The sequence below is a fragment of the Yersinia sp. 2542 StPb PI genome (assembly GCF_048593855.1).
Classification (GTDB): Bacteria; Pseudomonadota; Gammaproteobacteria; order Enterobacterales; family Enterobacteriaceae; genus Yersinia; species Yersinia enterocolitica_E.
Window position 1 is genome coordinate 21643 of the sequence record NZ_JAZGQA010000017.1, and the last position, 15457, is coordinate 37099.

A 15457-nucleotide genomic window follows, 5' to 3' on the forward strand; every position below is an offset into this window, starting at 1 on the left:
TATCAGCTCAATTATATACCCAATAGATTTCAAGATGCAGGAAGGCGGCAAGCGAGGGCATCCCGATGAGCTTACACAGTCAAGTGATTCGGGTGGCGTGAGCATAGCCAACCCCCCTGCGACTTGAAAGATGAAGGGGATTGAGCTTTTGAGAGAAAAGTTATGCCTTGGATTCAACTAAAATTAAACACCACCGGCAATCAGGCCGAATCCCTTGGGGACGCATTGATTGAAAGTGGCGCGGTGTCAGTTACGTTTCAGGATACCCACGATAATCCGGTGTTTGAGCCGCTACCAGGCGAAACTCGACTGTGGGGCGATACTGATGTGATTGGCCTGTATGATGCTGAAACGGAGATGGCCGCAGTGATCGCCATGCTGGAATACAACCCGCAACTCGGTAAAGGCTTTATCCATAAGATTGAGCAGTTGGAAGATAAGGATTGGGAACGTGAATGGATGGATAATTTCCATCCGATGCGTTTCGGTGAGCGCCTGTGGATCTGCCCGAGCTGGCGTGATGTGCCGGACCCAACCGCGGTCAACGTGATGCTGGACCCTGGTTTGGCATTTGGTACCGGTACCCATCCAACCACCGCATTGTGTCTGCAATGGCTCGATGGCCTCAGCCTGGGCGGTAAAACTGTTATCGACTTCGGTTGTGGCTCTGGCATCCTGGCAATTGCAGCGCTAAAACTCGGTGCAACGCGCGCTATTGGCATCGACATCGATCCGCAGGCCATTCAAGCCAGTCGTGATAACGCACAGCGTAACGGCGTTTCAGAGCGTCTGGAGCTGTATCTCGCCAAAGACCAGCCAGCAGACTTATCTGCTGATGTGGTGGTCGCCAATATTCTGGCAGGTCCCTTGCGCGAACTGGCGCCACTGATTAGTGTACTACCGGTAACCGGCGGTCATTTGGGTCTGTCCGGGGTACTGGCGACCCAGGCGGAGGGCGTCGCACAGGCTTACGAGGATAAGTTCACCCTCGATCCAGTGGCAGAGAAAGAAGAGTGGTGCCGTATTACCGGTATCAAGCGGTAAACGCGCAAAAACCGACGCCCCTGCCAGGGCGGTTAAACCTTAGCAGGGGGCCATCACATCCCTTGCTGAGTTAGCATTTCTGGCAATCGACCACACTCTCTTTTTAATCAAAATGGGAGGTCTGACTCATTTCCATCTGTGCTTTATCATTGATTTGATGAATAAATCAGCACTTTCGACCAGGCAGCTGTAGCATAACTAGTCGATAATTGTGATGTTTAGGAGAAAATCCTGAAGCGCACAAATTAATCAATTTTAGTTAACACTATGTTATATATGGATAAATAATTAATTAGCACAGCTTGGCGGGTATTTTATCGCTCTTTTTTCATCAATTGGTCAAAGTTTGGCCTTTCATCTGGGCGCAAAAATGCGTAATATACGCGCCCTTACGGACACAGTGTGGTCATTCTTTGTCTATGCGTATTGGACACTTCCAGCTTACAAATTGCCTGATTGCCGCCCCGATGGCTGGTATAACAGACCGCCCCTTCAGAGCGCTATGTCATGGCATGGGGGCTGGGATGACGGTATCTGAAATGCTCTCCTCGAATCCCGAGGTCTGGCGGACGGATAAGTCGCGTTTGCGTATGGTTCATAGCGATGAGCCTGGGATTCGTACCGTGCAAATTGCCGGTAACGACCCGGATGAGATGGCAGCAGCAGCCAGAATCAATGTGGCTAATGGTGCACAAATCATCGATATCAATATGGGATGTCCGGCCAAGAAAGTGAATCGCAAGCTGGCAGGTTCTGCATTATTGCAACATCCTGATTTGGTTAAACAAATCCTCTCCGCAGTGGTTAATGCGGTAGATGCGCCAGTAACGCTGAAGATCAGGACGGGTTGGTCGACCGAACACCGTAATTGTATAGAAATTGCCCAACTGGCCGAAAATTGTGGTATACAAGCCCTGACGATTCATGGCCGAACCCGTTCTTGCCTGTTTAATGGTGAGGCGGAATACGACAGCATTCGGGCAGTTAAGCAGATTGTTTCCATTCCCGTTATCGCGAATGGCGACATCACTGACCCGCATAAAGCCAGAGCGGTGCTCGACTACACTGGGGCTGATGCTCTGATGATAGGACGTGCCGCTCAGGGAAGACCTTGGATCTTCCGGGAAATCCAGCATTATCTGGACACTGGGGAGCTGCTGCCACCGATGCCACTTGGCGAAGTGCAGCGCTTGTTAAACGGGCATATACGGGAATTGCACGACTTTTATGGTCCAGGCAAGGGATTTCGTATTGCACGTAAGCACGTCTCTTGGTATCTCCAGGAGCACGCCCCTAACGACCAGTTTCGGCGCACATTCAACGCCATTGAGGATGCCAGCGAACAGCTGGAGGCGTTGGAGGCATATTTCGAAAATCTTGCGTAAACAGAAAAAAGAGCTGACAGAACTATGTTCGAACAACGCGTAAATTCTGACGTACTGACCGTTGCAACCGTAAATTCACAAGATCAGGTGACTCAAAAGCCTTTGCGTGACTCGGTTAAACAAGCACTGAAGAACTATTTTGCTCAACTGAATGGTCAGGATGTGAGTGACCTGTATGAGTTGGTACTGGCTGAAGTTGAACAGCCATTGTTGGACATGGTGATGCAATACACCCGTGGCAACCAAACCCGCGCTGCCCTGATGATGGGCATCAACCGTGGCACGCTACGTAAGAAATTGAAAAAATACGGCATGAACTGATACTAGTCAGTTAAGTTGTTGTTTAAAAAGGCGTACTCCACACGGAGCGCGCCTTTTTTATTACGCAATCTCTACCCGATTGCGCCCTTGCTGTTTCGCTCGATATAGGGCTTCATCTGCCAGTTTGAGCGAATCTTCCAGCACACCCTCGCCATTCCAGTACGCCACGCCTAGCGAAATCGTAATGGGACGAATGTCCGATATCACCATCTTTTCTACATTTTGACGCAGCCGGTTAGCGACCTGTGTGGCCACATCCAACGTAGTACCCGGTAGCAACATCAGGAACTCCTCCCCTCCGCTACGACACAAGATATCCGTGTCACGGGAGCTATCGCGGATTTGGACTGCCAATTGCTTAATAACCTCATCACCAACGTCGTGGCCGTAAGCATCATTAATCGACTTAAAGTGGTCAATATCCAGTGCAATAACCGAAAAATGCTGCCCAAGTTGTGAGATAGGCTCGAGGGTGATGGCCAATCCACGCCGGTTAAACAGGCCAGTCATGGGATCAGTTTGTGCCTCAAACTTCAATTTACCGATTTTCTTTTGCAACAAACTGATGCCAATCAATAGCGCCCGTTTGAGTTGGGTCGATTCGAAATACCAGGAAGGAATTTCCTTGATGCTGCTGGCAATATCGGGCTTATCCATATGGTTGGCACTGCCGGCGAGCAACCACAGCGGGCGGGCAATTAACCGGGATAACAGCCAAACACCCAGCAAAGTGAGTAGCGCCAATGGCGTGATATGACCAAGCCCTTTTAGCATTAAACCTTCCAGTGGCTTCAACGTTGACGCTTCGGGCCGTAAGGTAATGATTTCCCAACCGGAGGGTTCGACAATGGCATAGCCCGCCAGCATCGATTCGCCGCTAGTACTGGTAACCATCAAGCTGCCGTTAGTGGAGGTTTTTATCACTTCCGTGATGGGCTTAGGTTCAAGTATTTCCCCGATACGGCTGGTATCTTGGTGATAAAGGATGCGCCGATCGCTGTCGAGCACCACGATATAGGAGCCATCACGATAATAATGCTCACCCAATAGCTCATTTAAAATACTTTGCTTGCGCAGGTAAATAGTACCGCCGATATAACCGCGATAACGTCCATCCGGCGTAAAGATGGGGGTCGAGATATTGATAACCAGATTATTTGCTGCCGATACATAAGGCTTACTAATTACCGGGCGACGTAGTTTTAACGCCTCCACTGACCCTGGTGATGTCAATACGTGACCTAATAACTGGAGATTGTCCGGGGATGTTGCGCGGATAACACCATGTGCATCCGTTATTACCACCGAGTTAAAACTATCGGTTTGGTATTTTAGCCGTGCGGTTTCCGCTTGCAGCACCTCATGATCATCAAAATTCTTGGCGACAATCATACTGCTGTAATGCAGTTGCTTTTGCGCGCTTCTCAGGAAAATATCCGTACTGGATGCCAGTTTAGTCGCATAAACACGGTTGGCTTCGAGTGTGTTATCAATCAGTAGCTGCCGCTGTACCCGATAACTGGCATAGAAACTGTTCGCAAGCGTCACAAAAGCGCTCATTACAGCTAGAATAAGGATTAGTCGACCTAAGTCGAGGCGGAAAATTTTGGCAGCAAGAATAGAGCGTAGCAAGACAGCCTTCCTGAGTCGATAAATGACTATGTTTAGCATGACGGTAACATGAAAATAAGGCGAGAATCCGCCTATATGTACACTGCTATCATATTTATCTCCTCAGATTAAGAGTTCTCACGCTATAGTCATTGTTAACAATTATCTATACTCAAAGTAATTGCCGTTACAGTGAGGTAACAAGCGCATCTCGTTGAGCTTATCAAGGTTCAGAGTGAAAACAGCTAACACTGCTGCAACGTCAAGTAGGAAGGGTATTGCTGACGAAGTCTGATTTGTACCGATAATAGGGGTTTGATTATGAATAAGCTGGTCATTGCCGTAGCACTTACAGCGACAGTATTAAGTGGATGTGCCAACAACAGAACTGCGTCTGGTGATACTTTCACCGCCTCTCAGGCACGACAAGTACAGACCGTAACCTACGGCACCGTTATCTCTGCACGGCCAGTCACCATTCAGGGCGGCAGTGAAAATAATGTGGCCGGTGCCATTGGTGGTGCTGTAGTCGGGGGCTTCTTGGGTAACACTATAGGTGGTGGCCGTGGTAATAGCCTGGCAACGGCAGGTGGTGCGGTAGCCGGTGGTATGGCAGGTCAAGGTGTGCAAAGCGCCATGAACCGTAGTGAAGGTGTACAACTGGAAATTCGCCGAGATGATGGCAGCAGTATCGTCGTCGTACAGGCACAAGGGCCAACGCGTTTCAGTGCGGGTCAACGCGTCATGATTGCCAGTGATCGTAGCGGCACAGTAACAGTTTCTCCTCGCTAAATTAATCAGCCGGGGGGATCCCCCTCCGGCTATTAGCGCATTAACACAAAAAATACCCCACAATTTAGCAACAACTTTTATCGGTGTAATAGGCTGTTTAGTAACATAAAAGGTATTACCTCTCGCCCCCTTCCAGATGAAAAAACTATTGATACTGATTATGATAGTCAAATATTGTGTTGCCACGAGGAATGTGTTGTGGTTAAATAGCCTCATCGGTTTGGAACACAGACCTTATGAAAGCAGTTTTAGTAAAGCAGTCCTCAGTTCAAGCGTTATCCATAGATATCCCTTCTCCGTGAGTCTCCTCCTAAGTGCCCAAATAAGTAATCCGCTGAAAAACAGACCACGTTCGCCGCACTATTGTGGCAAAAAATAATTGAAGGAAGTATCCCTATGTCTAATAAAATGACTGGTTTAGTAAAATGGTTTGACGCTGGTAAAGGTTTTGGTTTTATCACTCCTGCTGATGGTAGCAAAGATGTATTCGTACACTTCTCTGCCATCCAGAGCAATGATTTCAAAACGTTAGATGAAGGTCAAAAAGTTGAGTTCTCTATTGAGAACGGCGCTAAAGGCCCATCAGCGGTAAACGTAGTCGCTCTGTAATACAGCGTGATTAGGGGAGCAGGTTGCCGATAGCGATGACGGCCAGACCCGAGCAGTGTAACCCGCTCTCCAAATAAAGTAATAAGCAGTACCCGGTTGACAGTAACATTTATGCAAGCAGTTTTAGTAAAGCAGTTCTCCGTATTAGCGTTATCAGACAGATACCTCTTCTTCGCGAAATTCCTTCTAAGTGCCCCATAAGTTGTACCCAAGCCTATCCGTTCGCCTATGGCGGCAATCAAAAATAATTGAAGGAAGTATCTCTATGTCTAATAAAATGACTGGTTTAGTAAAATGGTTTAACGCTGATAAAGGTTTTGGTTTTATCTCTCCTGCTGATGGTAGCAAAGATGTGTTCGTTCACTTCTCTGCCATCCAGAGTAATGATTTTAAAACCTTAGATGAAGGTCAAAAAGTTGAGTTCTCTATTGAGAACGGTGCTAAAGGCCCAGCAGCGGCAAATGTTATTGCGCTGTAACAGCCAATAATAGATACCAAAACTATTGGAATAACGTACGATAGATGAAGGTGATAGCTCTGAGCCGTTACGTTATTCTGAATAAAAAGAACCCGCCTTGGTGCGGGTTTTTTTGTTGCCAAAAATAGGGCTACACTCAGAATAATATTCAATTGCCAGTAGGCAAAAAGTAATAAATCCAATAAGCAACGTTTATACATTAATCTTTACCAATAGATTTAATCTGTCCAACTTTCCTCTACTCAGGCTGCCCCTGGCTTTACCCTCTCGTCTATTAATGCAAAATTACGTTGTTTTAACAGATAAAATCCCGCGTAGGATAATTAATAAAGTAGAGTAACCGCTAAATTTCTTCTGAATTGTTCGCGCCAGAATAATATATATCTCCCGCTATGCATCCTCATCCCGAACAATATAAGAATGACTTTGATCAAAATGACTAGGTTATTTTGTCTATACTCTAAATAATTCAATTTGCAGGAAGGCGGTAACGAAGTGAACCTAATAAGTTTAGATAACTCAATGACTTGGATTAATGATGGCAGCCAACGCACATGCAGTTTGAAGTATGAAGTATGACGGATATATACAGTTATTTCATATAACCATCGCCTTAATCATCTCATTATTACCGCTTTTTCACTGGCGATGATTAACACTGCACATAAAATAGCATCAGGGTAAATAATCATGTCGATATTCAAAACACGTATAGGAAGGATGTTACTTATCCTATTTATTGGGATAGGTATCTGGTTTAGCCCAGTCCCGGAATCGGTTGATCCGCGCGCCTGGCACCTGATGGCGGTTTTTGCAGCGACGGTTATCGGCCTGATCCTGTCGCCATATCCGTTAGGAGCAATGGCGATATTCAGCCTGACAGTCGTCGCGGCTACAGGTTTGTTGAGCATCAAAGAAGTGTTAGCTGGTTTTGCTGACCCGACAATCTGGATGATAGCTTGCGCCTTCTTTATCTCACGCGGTTTTATTAAAACAGGTTTTGGCCGCCGGGTCGGTTATCTGTTTATCAGTAAGTTGGGCCACAGCTCGCTAGGTCTGGCTTATGGTTTGGTTCTAACCGATTTGCTATTCGCACCGGCGATGCCGTCTACCTCCGCCCGATGTGGTGGCATCATTACGCCGCTGTTCCGCTCAATTTCTGAAGCCTATGAATCGACACCAGAACGCGGTACCGAGCGCAAAATCGGGGCATTTCTGGTGCAATGTATCTTCCAGTGTAATGCCATTACCTGTGCGATGTTCCTGACCTCAATGGCCGGTAATCCAATGATTGGCAAACTGGCCGGTGAAATGGGGATTACCATTACCTGGACCAGTTGGGCATTGGCCGCCATCGTCCCTGGTTTAATCTCTTTGGCAGTAATCCCGTTGTTGCTGTATCGCTTCTATCCGCCAGAAATAAAGAAAACCCCGGAAATGCGCGCCCTGGCAATGGTGAAATTGAAAGAAATGGGGCCAATGAGCCGCAACGAATGGATTGTATTATCTGTTTTCGTCGGGCTGGTGACGCTGTGGGTATGTGGCGCAGCACTGAATATTGATGCCACCATGACCGCCTTTATTGGACTGGCAATTCTATTACTGAGTGGCGCACTGACTTGGGATGATGTGATTGCCGAGAAAGAAGCCTGGCATACGGTGATTTGGTTTGCGGTTCTGCTAACTCTCGCCAGCCAACTGAATAAGCTGGGCTTTATTACCTGGTTTGGCTCATCAATTGCCGGTTCAGTGCAGGGGATGAACTGGGTGCCAATGATGGGAATCCTGCTGCTGGCGTACTATTACAGCCACTATATGATGGCCAGCGCCATCGCCCATATCAGTGCCATGTATGCCATTTTTGTCTCCATTGCTATTGCAGCAGGTGCTCCGCCAATGCTGACAGTATTGGTATTCGGTATGTTCAGTAACCTGTATATGGCAACTACCCACTACTCTGGCGGCCCGGCCCCTATCCTGTTTGGTTGTAACTTTATCCCACTGGCGACCTGGTGGAAGATTGGTTTCCTGATAAGTCTGGTGGTTATCCCTATCTGGCTGATTATCGGTAGCGCCTGGTGGAAAGTGCTGGGTTTCTGGTAATACATTGAAATATTCAGAATAAAAAACACCGCGTGATGACACTGGTGCGGTGTTTTTTATCGGTTAATTACTGCTGTTTACGTAATTCGATACCCACATCTCCGCCAGGGTGCACCGCCAGTAGGGCCTGTTTGGTAAAACCTCTGCGTGCCATCAGGCAGGCGCAGATAGCATCAAACAGGGCTAATACCAGAACAATAGATGTGGTTGCTAACATATTCAGCGGGTCTATCTCTTGCTTCACATGCGTTTTCAGCACCAAGGCAGATACCTGCGCGATAGCCGACTGCTCGTTTTCCGTTACACTGATAATCTGCACTTGCTTGCGTTGCAGCGTTGGCAGCAACCGGGTCAGCTCATCGGAATTCCCACCACGAGAGATCAAAATGATGATGTCCTGTGACCCGAGGAAACCCAAATCGCCGTGCGCAGCATCCGTAGCATTCAGGTAAATCGCCGGTTGCTCTACGCAAGCCAGCATATGAGCAACCTTTCGTGCGGCAATACCTGATGTGCCCACCCCAGTTACCGCGATTTTGCCACGGCACCCAGCCAACATCTCCAGCACCTGCAACCACACTTGCGGATCGACATTATCCTTTAACGCCGCCAACTCGCGGCTATAAGTCATCCATGCGTCACTGGCTATCTGCCATTCATCACTCTGGCTCATCCTTCCTCCTGCATCAGTTCCTGATAGCGCATATGGTCGTGATACATCTGGTGGAACACGCGGTATTTGCGGTCGTAATAGGCTTTGATTTTGTTAGTTTGCGGTGTGACCGTTTTACCAATGCGGCTCATGGCAGCCATCGCCTCCGGCAGCGACTCAAACACACCTGCTGCGACCGTGCCCATCATGGCACTGCCGAGCAACATGGCTTCACTCTCTTCCGGCAGTAACATGGCGCAACCCGTCGCATTAGCGTGTTCTTGTACAAAGATCGGGTTTTTAGTCCCGCCGCCACTGGCCATCATAGTGTCAATGCAATAGCCGTTCTTATTCATGGTTTCGATGATATGCCGTGTTCCCAGCGCCAGCGCCTGAATGGTTGCCAAATAGCGCAACGCCATATCTTCAAAGGTGGTAGACAGTTTCAAACCAGTAATAATGCCCGTCAGATTCGGATTCGCGCGCGGTGAACGGTTACCGTGGAAGTACGGCAAAATGTGAATATCTTTGGTGAGGAAGGCGATATTCTCCGGTTCACCGGCAAGCTGGCGCAGAATATGATTTAGCGCCTCGTAAATAGTCTCACCTTTGCTTTTGGCCTGTGCCAACAGCTGTGGGTAACACGGATGTGTTTGAATAATATGGTCAATTAATGCTCCCGTCGCCGACTGCCCGCCCTCATTTAGCCAGTACTCCGGTAAAATAGCCGAATAATAGGGTCCCCAGATGCCGCCAATAAAATGCGCGGAACGGGACATCGCCATATGTGCCGTTGAGGTGCCACCAATCAGCGCAATGCGCCGATCAAAATTGGCATTTTCGCCAGTCACACCACTGGCACCGAGGATGCCAATGGTACCAGCATGGGCATCAATAATAGAGACACTGACCGCAGTGCCAGGGATCAACCCCATTTCTGATGCCGCGCGTTGGCTGAGCCCACGACCCAACGGCTCGCCCATTGGTTTAACGCTAGCGCCGATTTTCGCCGCATTGTTGTCCAGCAAATCAGCCAGCCCGACCAATTTGAAATAGGACGGGTCCCAGCGATCCTCATGGCCCAGATAGGTCCATTTACATACCGTGGAACAGAGCGAGCGAGTTTCATCTTTGGTCGCCCGCCAGGTGAGAAAATCCGGTAAATCAAACAGATGACCGACATTACTCCACGTGGTTGGCATATGCTGTTTCAACCACAGCAGTTTTGGGGTTTGCATTTCAGGTGAAATCACGCCGCCAACAAACTCCAATACCGGGTGTTTGGTGGCATTAATTCTTTCTGCCTGGGTAATGGCACGATGATCCATCCAGACAATTACATTCTGTTCGCTGCGCCCCGACGGGCTAACGGTCAACGGATTGCCTTCTTTATCCAGCACCACCAGCGAACAGGTGGCATCGAACCCCAGCCCTTTCACTTGGATCGGGTTGATATCAGCCTGATTCACCGCATCTCGTACCGCATTACACACCGCCTGCCAGATATTATCGGAAGACTGCTCAACAAAATCCGCCTTGGGCTTAAACATGGTAATTTCACGGCTGGCCTGCCCGACCATGCGGCCCTGCAAATCGAATACTCCGGCCCTTGCGCTGCCGGTCCCTACATCTACGCCGATAAAGTAACTTGCCATTGTTGTATCCCTCAATTCTTAAGCCTTACGATTCTGTAATGCGATAAAGAGGATCAGCACCCCCCCCCATAACGCCATGGTCAGGTAGCTACTCACCCCCAGCAAATTCAGGCCACTTTCCAATAGTTGCAGTACCACCAGCGCCAGGATCAAGCCGATGATGCGACCAAAGCCGCCATCCGGGTTAATGCCACCCAATACCGATGCCAGAATGGTGACTAATAGATAGGATTCGCCGTAACCGGCTTTGGCCGAGTTAAATTTCGCCATCATCAGGATAGCCGCCCCCCATCCTAATATGGCTGACAGGATATAGACCGCGACCTGTACCCGATGGGTATTCACGCCACTAAAACGGCTGGCCTGCTCATTGGAGCCGACCAGATAGATGCTGCGCCCCAAGGTCGTGTGTTCCAAAAGTACCCACAACCCAGCGGAGACCAGCAAGAACAAGATCATCGCGACCGGAATACCGGCGATATCACCACTGCCAATGTATTGAATCACCGGTGGGAAATCAGAGATCACGTCACCGTTGGACAATAAAATATTCAGGCCGGTAATCAATGTCATGGTGCCCAACGTCGCCAGAATTGGCGACACCCCGACCACTGAAATCAGTAAGCCATTCAACGCACCAATCACCACCGCCACCAGCAAGCCAGCAACTAATGCCAGTAGCAGAAACAGCGGCTGATCAGGGTGGCTGACAATGATGGCAGCCATGACTAATGAGCAAGCGTTCGCTCCGGCAATAATGGATAAGTTAATACCGCCGGTCAGCATGGTCAGCCCCATCCCCAGCGCCAGCATGCCTAAAATCGGCAACTGCGAGGAAATAGACTGGAAGTTACCCAAGCTGAAGAAGCGTTGTCCCAAGGTCAATGAGAAGGCCAACATCACTGCCACCAGAATCAATAATTGCAGGCGGATAATGCGGTCATCAGGAATAATTCGGTTTAGCCAGGTCATATCAGTGCTCCCTCAGCAATTTGCGTTTTTCATTCCATGCGGTGGTACTGATACTCACCAAAATGATTGCGCCGCTGAAAACCGTATGCCAGTAAGAGGAGACGCTCAGCAGCGTCAGGCCGTTTTGCAAAAATGCCAGCAACATCACGCCGAGCACGGTGCCACTGAGGGATCCACGGCCCCCCGTCATACTGGTGCCGCCCAAGACCACGGCGGCCAGCACGGTCAGCTCAAACCCCATCAATGAGTTCGGTGCCACTGACTGGGAAATCTGCGCCTGTACCACCGCCGCCACCCCCGCCAGCATGCCCATGTAGCCATAGACGTAGAGATGCAAACGCAGAATATTAATGCCCAGACGGGAAGCCGCATCTTTATTGCTGCCCATGGCAAAGATCTGCCGCCCAAGGCGGGTGTAGTTCATCAATACACCGGTGAAAATGATGGTCGCCGCCAGGCAGAACAGCGGTAGTGTCAAGCCATAGTCATAGCCGTCACTGCCGGTAAACGAGAACCAGTTAATCCCGGTCATAAACCAGTCAGGGAAGCCGTACAACCAGGTACCGTTGGTGAAATAAACCAGCAGGCCATAGAACAGATTCAGTGTGGCAATGGTGATAATTATCGCTGGGACTTTCAACCAATACACCAGCAACCCATTGATCAGCCCCAGCACTAAACCAACTGACATGGCCAGAACAAACGCTAGCGCGAAGCTGCCGCCATGGGTAATCACCCACGATGCCATGACATATTGCGCAATGGCCGTTACCGCCGGGAAGGAGATATCAATACCACCAGCAATCAGCACCACAAACAGGCCACAGGCCAGAATACCCAAAATGGCATAACTGGTGGCGACATCGGTCAGATTCCCTAAGGTCAGGAACTCCGGGCTTTTTACACTCAGTCCGATGACTAACAGTAATACCAATAGCCCAAGATAAAACTCATGTCGCCCCGTCAGTTGCCGCAGTTTTAGCTTATCCATTGACCACCTCGGCTACCTGTTGTTCGGTGCATTGATGCGGATAAAACTCGGCCACCAGTTCACCTTTGCGCATCACTAATATCCGGTGACTGTTGTAGTAAGCCTCCGGGATCTCGTCACAAATCATCAATACCGCCATCCCCTGCTCTGCCAAAGCTTTGGCAATATGGTAAATCCCTTCTTTGTTGGCGATATCCACGCCGACGGTCGGAGAATCGAGGATCAAAATACGCGGTTGCGTCGCTACCCATTTAGCAATAGCGATGCGCTGTGCATTACCACCCGATAACGTCTTGACCGGTAGGGCGGTATCGGACACTTTGATGTTCAGATCTTGCACCAGTTTTTTCACCAGCGCTGCGGCTTTGGCATGATCCAACAATCCACTACGGGTATGTAATTTGTCAAAAACGGACACGATGGTGTTGTCATAGATCGATTGCTCCATGATCAATCCCTGTGTCAGGCGATCTTCAGAGACATAACCGATCCCGTGGCGGATCGCATCACGGTTATTACGGAAATGCACTTGTTCACCGGCTACCCACACCTCGCCACTATCGGGTTGGGTCATGCCAAACAGGCTCAGACACAGCTCAGTACGCCCCGCCCCCAGTAAACCGGTGATCGACACTATTTCGCCCTGATGTAGGGTCAAATCGATGTTACGAAACTGCTCGCCACGACTCAGTTTTTTGATTTCCAGCAACGGCGTGGCTCCGGCCGCCAGTGGCGGTAACTGGCTGTAGGTAAAGCGCTGGCCGGTCATTAGGAACGCCAGCTCATGGCTGTCCAGTTCGCTGGCCGGCCAGGTACCAATGAGTTGGCCATCGCGCATGACACTGATTCTGTCGGCCACATCCATCACTTCATCCAGCCGGTGGCTAACAAACACCACGCAGATACCTTGTGATTTGAGATCACGTACCACATCCAGCAAGCCTTTCACTTCCTGACTGGTTAGCGAGGCAGTAGGTTCATCCATAATCACCAAGCGGGCATCGGCAGCGATAGCGCGGCAAATCGCCACTAACTGGCGGTCAGCAATAGAGAGTTGTTCAACTTTTTTATCGGGATCAAGGGTGACACCCACTCGCTGCATGGCGGCTAACGCACGCTCACGCATACTTTTGCGCTTCACCCAAAAATCACCACCTGGCAGATAACGGTGGACGGCAATATTTTCCGAAACGGTGAGATTAGGAAATAGCGACAAGTCTTGATATATCACCTGCACGCCATAGAAGAATGAGAGTTGCGGCGTAAACTGATGGAACAGCTTGCCGTCTATCAGGATACTTGCGCCTTTCTCTGGCTGATAAACTCCTGAAATCACTTTGATAATGGTGCTCTTGCCGCAGCCGTTCTGGCCTGCCAGACAGTACACTTCTCCTTTATTCAGTGTGAGATTCACCTGATCCAGCGCCAGCACGCCGGGGAATCGCTTACTGATATTTTCAAGAGTGATAAATGCGTTGGCCTGAGTCATGACAATACCTTCCCTAACGCCATAAACATGGCGCTATTTTTACAGCAATTCGGTGATGATGGTGAGGGCTGCGGGGATGCTCTCCCGCTGCCTGATTTACTGCCAAGCACGGCTCGTTAGCCGGTAATTTCCTGGTGTGGCGTCTGAAAATCAGAAACCTAATGTTTTCGCATTATCTTTAGTGACTTCAAGGATCTTGTTGAAACGGATCACTCCTTTCTCGCTATCCACATCGGCTTTACCCAAGCCTTCGATGGTCAAGTCTGGCGTGATTTTTTGGCCTTTCAGTAATTGATCTGCAATCTGCACCACAGCAAAACCGGCGTCTTTTGGATCCCACAACAGGGCTTTTTTGATATCACCACGCATCAGATATGGCGCTGCCTGTGCTGGCATGGCGATACCCACTACTGCGATTTGATCTTTCGCGCGTTTCTTAGCCACTGCTTGACCGGCACCGATTGGCCCCAGTGAACCAAAACCAATGATCCCTTTCATTTTCGGATAGGTTTTCATCAGATCCAGAGTGGTGGAGTAAGACTTATCAATGTTCTCAGCCACTGGCAGGCGTGGAGTAACTTCGAACATATCGGGGTATTTTTCTTTCTGGTATTTGATAGCATAATCCGCCCAAGCGTTATGCAATGGCACAGTCAGGGAACCCACATAAATCGCATAACCCCCTTTGCCCCCCATGGCTTTCGCCAGTTCGTCCATGTTGGCCTGAGCATATTTTTCACTATCGATGGTCTCAACATCCCACTGCCCGATACGTTGATCAGGAGATTCGTGAGTTAACACCACAATGCCTTTCTCTTGCGCTTTTTTCAGTACTGGTTCCAGCACTTTGGCATCGTTCGGCACCACAATGATGGCATCTACATTTTTGGCAATAAGGTCTTCAATGACTTTAACTTGTTGCGCCGGGTCTGGCGTGGCAGGCCCAACCTGATAAGCATTAACATCCAGTTTTTTTGCTGCTTCATTTACGCCAACTTCCATACGGGTAAACCAAGGAATACCGGTAACTTTCGCGACAACAGCAATTTCATATTTTTTCTCTGCCATCGTTTGCGTAGTGAACAGCATGCATGCGGAAACGACACATGCATTCAGTAATGCGAGATTAAGTTTCATAGCAATACCTTCTTGTTTTCTTTCAGATAACGGGTTGGTTGCGAGGTGAGAAGCCCGTAGTGTGACACCGTGACTGTTTTATTTTCATGTGACTGCTTTTCACACACATGAGATTAACAAAGGAACACAATAGGCTGCGCGACGAGTCAGAGTGAATTGTGATGAAAGCCCAAAAAGGTAAAATTTAATGATTTGTTATGTTAATAATTGGTTAATTA

The 15457-nt window shown here is 49.0% G+C and carries 14 protein-coding genes; 7 read left to right on the top strand and 7 right to left on the bottom strand.

Annotation, left to right across the window (positions count from 1 at the left end):
* Positions 1 to 162 precede the first annotated feature (162 nt).
* The 3 genes from prmA (at position 163) to fis (ending at position 2750) form a co-directional block, all read left to right on the top strand.
* The gene (prmA, locus tag V1952_RS04170; protein ID WP_420074349.1) at positions 163 to 1044 is read left to right on the top strand and encodes a 50S ribosomal protein L11 methyltransferase; all 882 of its coding nucleotides are present in this window, start codon (positions 163 to 165) and stop codon (positions 1042 to 1044) included.
* A gap of 419 nt (positions 1045 to 1463) precedes the next feature.
* On the top strand, positions 1464 to 2429 hold the full coding sequence (gene dusB / locus V1952_RS04175) for a tRNA dihydrouridine synthase DusB (RefSeq protein ID WP_083162177.1): 966 nt from the start codon (positions 1464 to 1466) through the stop codon (positions 2427 to 2429).
* Between the two features lie 24 nt (positions 2430 to 2453).
* Positions 2454 to 2750 carry a DNA-binding transcriptional regulator Fis gene (fis, locus tag V1952_RS04180; protein WP_002210061.1) on the top strand — a complete coding sequence of 99 codons (297 nt, stop codon included), beginning with the start codon at positions 2454 to 2456 and terminating at the stop codon, positions 2748 to 2750.
* A 60-nt stretch (positions 2751 to 2810) separates the two neighbouring features.
* On the opposite strand, the gene V1952_RS04185 is transcribed toward fis, so the two are convergent.
* Positions 2811 to 4370 carry a sensor domain-containing diguanylate cyclase gene (locus V1952_RS04185; RefSeq protein ID WP_420074351.1) on the bottom strand — a complete coding sequence of 520 codons (1560 nt, stop codon included), beginning with the start codon at positions 4368 to 4370 and terminating at the stop codon, positions 2811 to 2813.
* A 312-nt stretch (positions 4371 to 4682) separates the two neighbouring features.
* On the opposite strand from V1952_RS04185, the gene V1952_RS04190 reads away from it, so the two are divergent.
* From V1952_RS04190 to V1952_RS04205, 4 genes are all read left to right on the top strand, one after another.
* On the top strand, positions 4683 to 5153 hold the full coding sequence (locus V1952_RS04190; protein WP_083162175.1) for a glycine zipper 2TM domain-containing protein: 471 nt from the start codon (positions 4683 to 4685) through the stop codon (positions 5151 to 5153).
* A gap of 396 nt (positions 5154 to 5549) precedes the next feature.
* Positions 5550 to 5762, top strand: coding sequence for an RNA chaperone/antiterminator CspA (gene cspE / locus V1952_RS04195; protein WP_005163090.1), 213 nt, complete (start codon positions 5550 to 5552; stop codon positions 5760 to 5762).
* Positions 5763 to 6027: 265 nt separating this feature from the next.
* Entirely contained in the window at positions 6028 to 6240 is a 213-nt protein-coding gene (gene cspG, locus V1952_RS04200; RefSeq protein WP_032907660.1) for a cold shock protein CspG, read from the top strand.
* 690 nt (positions 6241 to 6930) lie between these two features.
* Positions 6931 to 8343 (top strand): anion permease, encoded by a 1413-nt coding sequence (locus V1952_RS04205; protein WP_042568990.1) that lies wholly within the window; start codon positions 6931 to 6933, stop codon positions 8341 to 8343.
* 67 nt (positions 8344 to 8410) lie between these two features.
* Here the strand turns inward: V1952_RS04205 and V1952_RS04210 are convergent, their stop codons facing one another.
* The 6 genes from V1952_RS04210 to V1952_RS04235 form a co-directional block, all read right to left on the bottom strand.
* Positions 8411 to 9016 (bottom strand): KpsF/GutQ family sugar-phosphate isomerase, encoded by a 606-nt coding sequence (locus tag V1952_RS04210; protein ID WP_083162165.1) that lies wholly within the window; start codon positions 9014 to 9016, stop codon positions 8411 to 8413.
* On the bottom strand, positions 9013 to 10650 hold the full coding sequence (locus tag V1952_RS04215; RefSeq protein WP_372560385.1) for an FGGY-family carbohydrate kinase: 1638 nt from the start codon (positions 10648 to 10650) through the stop codon (positions 9013 to 9015). The genes V1952_RS04210 and V1952_RS04215 overlap by 4 nt, the downstream gene beginning before the upstream one ends.
* Before the next feature lie 18 nt (positions 10651 to 10668).
* Complete coding sequence (locus V1952_RS04220; RefSeq protein WP_420071531.1) at positions 10669 to 11622, bottom strand: ABC transporter permease; 954 nt, start codon at positions 11620 to 11622, stop codon at positions 10669 to 10671.
* Position 11623: 1 nt separating this feature from the next.
* Complete coding sequence (locus V1952_RS04225) at positions 11624 to 12613, bottom strand: ABC transporter permease (protein WP_032907665.1); 990 nt, start codon at positions 12611 to 12613, stop codon at positions 11624 to 11626.
* On the bottom strand, positions 12606 to 14102 hold the full coding sequence (locus tag V1952_RS04230) for a sugar ABC transporter ATP-binding protein (protein ID WP_420074350.1): 1497 nt from the start codon (positions 14100 to 14102) through the stop codon (positions 12606 to 12608). Before V1952_RS04230 ends, V1952_RS04225 begins: the two co-directional genes overlap by 8 nt.
* 150 nt (positions 14103 to 14252) lie before the next feature.
* The gene (locus tag V1952_RS04235; RefSeq protein WP_005191421.1) at positions 14253 to 15239 is read right to left on the bottom strand and encodes an autoinducer 2 ABC transporter substrate-binding protein; all 987 of its coding nucleotides are present in this window, start codon (positions 15237 to 15239) and stop codon (positions 14253 to 14255) included.
* Between the last annotated feature and the right edge of the window lie 218 nt (positions 15240 to 15457).